This window comes from Novosphingobium sp. (genome assembly GCF_027486195.1).
Classification (GTDB): domain Bacteria; phylum Pseudomonadota; class Alphaproteobacteria; order Sphingomonadales; family Sphingomonadaceae; genus Novosphingobium.
The window spans coordinates 1-4,244 of record NZ_JAIXPP010000048.1; the positions used below are offsets into that span (position 1 = coordinate 1).

6 protein-coding genes and 1 other RNA gene are annotated in these 4,244 nt (G+C 65.9%); 2 read left to right on the top strand and 5 right to left on the bottom strand.

The window, feature by feature from the left end; genetic code table 11:
* The 5 genes from Q0071_RS09550 to Q0071_RS09570 all read right to left on the bottom strand — a co-directional run.
* On the bottom strand, positions 1-512 hold a 512-nt coding region (locus Q0071_RS09550), incomplete at its 3' end, for an SDR family NAD(P)-dependent oxidoreductase (RefSeq protein ID WP_298168031.1).
* Positions 513-530: 18 nt separating this feature from the next.
* Entirely contained in the window at positions 531-1,079 is a 549-nt protein-coding gene (locus tag Q0071_RS09555; RefSeq protein ID WP_298168034.1) for an NUDIX hydrolase, read from the bottom strand.
* Positions 1,080-1,178: 99 nt separating this feature from the next.
* The gene (locus Q0071_RS09560; RefSeq protein WP_298168037.1) at positions 1,179-1,847 is read right to left on the bottom strand and encodes a hypothetical protein; all 669 of its coding nucleotides are present in this window, start codon (positions 1,845-1,847) and stop codon (positions 1,179-1,181) included.
* Between the two features lie 3 nt (positions 1,848-1,850).
* Positions 1,851-2,642: a YgcG family protein gene (locus tag Q0071_RS09565; protein WP_298168039.1), complete on the bottom strand. Its 792-nt coding sequence runs from the start codon at positions 2,640-2,642 to the stop codon at positions 1,851-1,853.
* Between the two features lie 23 nt (positions 2,643-2,665).
* Entirely contained in the window at positions 2,666-3,298 is a 633-nt protein-coding gene (locus tag Q0071_RS09570) for a LemA family protein (RefSeq protein ID WP_298168042.1), read from the bottom strand.
* A 234-nt stretch (positions 3,299-3,532) separates the two neighbouring features.
* Here Q0071_RS09570 and mscL point away from each other — a divergent pair, with 234 nt between their 5' ends.
* Positions 3,533-3,964, top strand: a complete 432-nt coding sequence (gene mscL / locus Q0071_RS09575) for a large conductance mechanosensitive channel protein MscL (RefSeq protein ID WP_298168045.1) — start codon at positions 3,533-3,535, stop codon at positions 3,962-3,964.
* 24 nt (positions 3,965-3,988) lie between these two features.
* Positions 3,989-4,244: a transfer-messenger RNA gene (gene ssrA / locus Q0071_RS09580) on the top strand; the annotation flags it as partial.

A 4,244-nucleotide genomic window follows, 5' to 3' on the forward strand; every position in this document is an offset into this window, starting at 1 on the left:
ATCCACACCGCCGCCTTGCTCGCGTTGTAGCCGGGCATGGTGTGCGAGGCGATGAGGCCCGCAATCGAGCTGATGTTGACGATCGAGCCGGGCTGGTTGTCCTTCAGCAGCGGCAGCGCCTTCTGGCAGCCGAGGAACACCGAATCGACGTTGATCGCAAAGCCGCGATGCCATTCTTCCAGGGTGCAGGTCTCGATATCGCCGCGCACGCCCACGCCCGCATTGTTGACGAGCACGGATAGGCCGCCGAGGTTTTCCGCCGCCATGGCGATGGCCGCATCCCAGTCGTCGGCGCTGGTCACGTCATGCCGCGTGGCGAAGGCGGTTCCGGCACCCAGTTCTGCGTTGATCGCCTCCGCCTGCGCCGCAGCACCTTCGCCGTTGATATCGGTCAGCAGCACGCGCGCGCCTTCGCGCGCCAGCAGAGCCGCATGCGCTGCGCCCAGCCCTTGTGCCGCGCCGGTCACCAGTGCCAACTTGCCCGAAACTCGACCCCCCGAAACCTTGGCCATCACCCGCAATCCTCTCGCTTATACTTTCAACCAGAGGGGGCTTAGCAGCATGAGCAGCCGGACGTCGATGCCATAACCGGCCGCTCGCTTCTCTTCGAGAAAGCGGGGCAGCTCTGCGCGCGGCACGTGGTGCACGGTGATCCCTTCGCCCTCCACGCCGCCGCCAGAGCCGACGCGTTCAAGGTCGTAGGCGCGGAACAGCGTGAAGCTCTCGCTGACCATGCCGGGGCTCGAATAGTATTCCCCAAGGTCTTCGATGCGGCCCGCGCGGTAGCCGGTTTCTTCCTCCAGTTCGCGGATCGCGGCAGTGGCGGCTTCCTCGCCTTCGCCGCCTGCGTCATCGCCGATGAGCCCGGCGGGCAGCTCGATGCAGGGCTTGCCCAGCGGGATGCGGAACTGCTCGACGAGCACGACTTCGTCCTCGGGTGTGATCGCGAGGATCACCGCCGCCTTGATGCCCCGCGCGCGGCTGACATACTCCCAGCGCCCCCGCGTCTTGGCGGTGATGAAACGGCCCTGCCACTGCGTGATTTCGGGATCGTCGCGGTATTCGTCTTCAAGGCTCATGCGGGTGTCCATCTGAAAGACCCGTTCGTGTCGAGCGAAGTCGAGACACAGTGCCCGGTGTCTCGACTTCGCTCGACACGAACGGAGGAAGGGAAGTGGCTAGACCTCGATCACCCGGTCCGGCAGTTCGTTTTCGTCGTCCGCTGCGCGCGGCAGATGCTTGGCCAGCACCGCGCCGACCTTGCGAACCGCGGCGACCATGCCTTCACCCACCTTGCCCGCGCGAAGCGGCCCGAGCAGCGCGTGCATGGCATCACCCCAGACTTCGGGCGAGACTTTGCTGGCAATCGCCTCGTCGGCGATGATCTCGGCGCGGTGTTCGGCGAGCGAGAGGTAGATGAGGATGCCGGTGCGCCCGGTCGTCCGTCCCTCTGCGCCGATGCGGAAGCAGGTGAGCGCGCGGGCATGGACGCGCGCAGACTTGATCGGCGGCGGGGTCAGCAGCAGGCGCAAGGGGCGCCAAGCCATAAGCAGCAGCATGCCGAGGAACTTGATCACGGCCACCGTCAGCGCGATGCCCAGCACTTGGCGGGGCGTCCATTCATGTGCCCAGAGGCCGAGCAGCCGCTCGATCAGGCCGAGATAGAAGGTGGGCGCGAGTTCCAGCGCAGCGAGCGCGAGGAACGCGACAAATATCGACCACGCCAGCGCGACATCGCGGTAACTGTCGGACTGCGGGGTGATGATCGTGACGATCTCGCCTGCGCTCGTGGCTTCCGCGGCCGCCACGGCTTCGGCGATGTCTTTGCGGTCTGTGTCGGTCAGCATGGCCTACCAGCTCCCCGAAGAGCCGCCGCCGCCGAAGCTGCCGCCGCCGCCCGAAAAGCCGCCGCCGCCGCCGCCGCCCCAGCCACCACCGCCGCCGCCCCAATCGGAGCCCCCGCCGCCCCAGCCGCCCGACGGGAAGATCATCACGCCCGGCGAGCCATAGCGCCGCCCGCCGCCGCGCATCGCGCGCAGGAAGGGGAGGACGAAGAAAAAGAAGAAGATCAGCAGGAAAATCACCGTGCCGGCATCGAAGCGGGGCTCCTTGGCCTTCTTGGCTTGGGCCGAAGCATTGGCGGCAACCTTGCGCGCCTCATCCTCGGGCAATTGCAGCTGGGCGATCAACTTGTCCGTCGCGGCTGCAATGCCGCCGGCATAGTCGCCAGTCTTGAACCGGGGCACGATCTCGGTGCGTCTGATCTCGCTGGCTAGTGCATCCGAGATCACGCCCTCGAGTCCGTAGCCGACCTCGATGCTGACCTTGCGTTCGTTCGGGGCGACGATCAGCAAAAGCCCGTCGTTGCGCTGCTTGTCGCCGATGCCCCAGGCGCGGCCGAGCCGGTAGCCGTAGTCCTCGATGTCGTAGCCTTGCAGATCCGGGATCGTGGCGATGACCATCTGCCGCTGTGACTGGGTTTCGAGCGCCGCCAGCTTGGCATCAAGCGCGGCGGCTTGCTCTGCCGAAAGCAGATGCGCTTCATCGACCACCCGGCCGGTGAGTTTGGGGAAGGTCTGTGCGGCGGCTGGCCCGGCAAGGAGGGCCAGCGCCGCGAGCAGGACAAGGAGGAGGCGCTTCATGGCGGGGCCTGCCGCGCCCCGGCTCAGTTCGCCGCCGCCTTGCTGGCCGGTGCCGCCGCGTTGTCATTGGCGGCGGGGGCTGCAGCAGGGGCAGCCGGGCCGTCGAAGCTCACCGCAGGGGCCGTATCCGCGCCGGGCGTGGTTGCGGCGAACGGCACCATCGGCTTGGCACCATAGACCACCTTGGCGGCGATGATCGCGGGGAAGGTGCGGATCGTGGTGTTATAGTCCTGCACCGCCCCGTTGTAGTCACGCCGGGCGATCGCGATGCGGTTTTCGGTCCGCTCGATCTGGTCCTGCAGGGTCTTGAAGTTCTCGTTCGCCTTGATCTCCGGATAGGCTTCGACCGAGGCGAGCAGGCGCCCGAGCCCTTGGCTCAGCTGGCCCTGCGCGGCCTGATACTGCGCCATCTTGTCGGGATCGGTCACGTCGGCGGCGGAAATCTGGATCGAGGTCGCCTTTGCACGTGCCTCGGTCACCTTCACGAGCGTGCTCTGCTCGAAGTTGGCCGCGCCCTTCACCGTCGCGACCAGATTGGGGATCAGGTCGGCACGGCGCTGGTACTGGTTCTGCACGTCGGCCCACTTGGCCTTGGCGGCTTCCTCGGCGGTGGGAATCGCGTTGACCCCGCAACCGGCAAGGCCGGCGGCGGCCATGGCGACGAAAGCGAAACGGGAAAAGCGGGCAAGCAGCGAAGCGGCCATCGAAATGTGTTCCCTCAAGGATCCCGGCGCGGACGCGGCGGGTATGCTCCGCCTCGAATGTAGCGGGTCCCGATGGCGGTTCAAGGGCTGGACCGGATCGGAGTACCAGACCACTTGTTACAAAGGTTTGCGAGTGGCACGAAGCGGGCGGGTGAAAATGCCTGACAGGAGAACAACGGCATGGGCATGATGGGAGAATTCAAGGCGTTCGTAGCGCGCGGGAATGTGCTCGATCTCGCGGTTGGTGTGATCATCGGCGCGGCCTTCGGCAAGATCGTCACCTCGCTGACCGAGGACCTGATCATGCCGGTGATCGGCGTGGTGACCGGCGGGGTCAATTTCACCAACAAGTTTCTGGTGCTGGGCGCAATCCCCGAGACGTACAAAGGATCGCTCGAGGACTACGCTGCGCTCAAGGCTGCGGGTGTGCCGATGCTGGGCTACGGCGCGTTCGTTACCGCCGTGATCAGCTTCCTGCTGATGGCCTTCGTGATCTTCCAGATCGTACGTGCCGCCAACAAGATGATGCCGGCGGCGCCCGAAGCTCCCGCCGCGCCTGCCGGCCCGAGCGAGATCGATCTGCTGACCGAAATCCGCGACGCGCTGAAGAAGGGCTGAGGATCGGACGGAAGGGGCGATGTGCCCCTTCCATTCCCCGCGCGCCGTGCCTATATCGGGCTTGCCGGGTTCGCCCGGATATGACGATAAACTGTACCGTACAATAGGCGCAGCGGACCCGGGGGCGGTACCCGGCGGCTCCACCATCACCACCGGCTGCAAGGTCCGGGCTCTGTTGTCGCAGAGGTGTTGATGGGGCCGAACTAGGATCGACGTGTGTTGAAAAGCGGTATTTTCGTCCGGGCTGAGTAACCCGTTAAAGGCTCAAAACCCACAAGTG

Coding starts and splice junctions, on each gene's coding strand:
- mscL (WP_298168045.1), top strand. CDS start 3,533: ATGATGGGAGAATTCAAGGCGTTCGTAGCGCGCGGGAATGTGCTCGAT.
- Q0071_RS09565 (WP_298168039.1), bottom strand. CDS start 2,642: ATGAAGCGCCTCCTCCTTGTCCTGCTCGCGGCGCTGGCCCTCCTTGCC.
- Q0071_RS09555 (WP_298168034.1), bottom strand. CDS start 1,079: ATGAGCCTTGAAGACGAATACCGCGACGATCCCGAAATCACGCAGTGG.
- Q0071_RS09560 (WP_298168037.1), bottom strand. CDS start 1,847: ATGCTGACCGACACAGACCGCAAAGACATCGCCGAAGCCGTGGCGGCC.
- Q0071_RS09570 (WP_298168042.1), bottom strand. CDS start 3,298: ATGGCCGCCGCCGGCCTTGCCGGTTGCGGGGTCAACGCGATTCCCACC.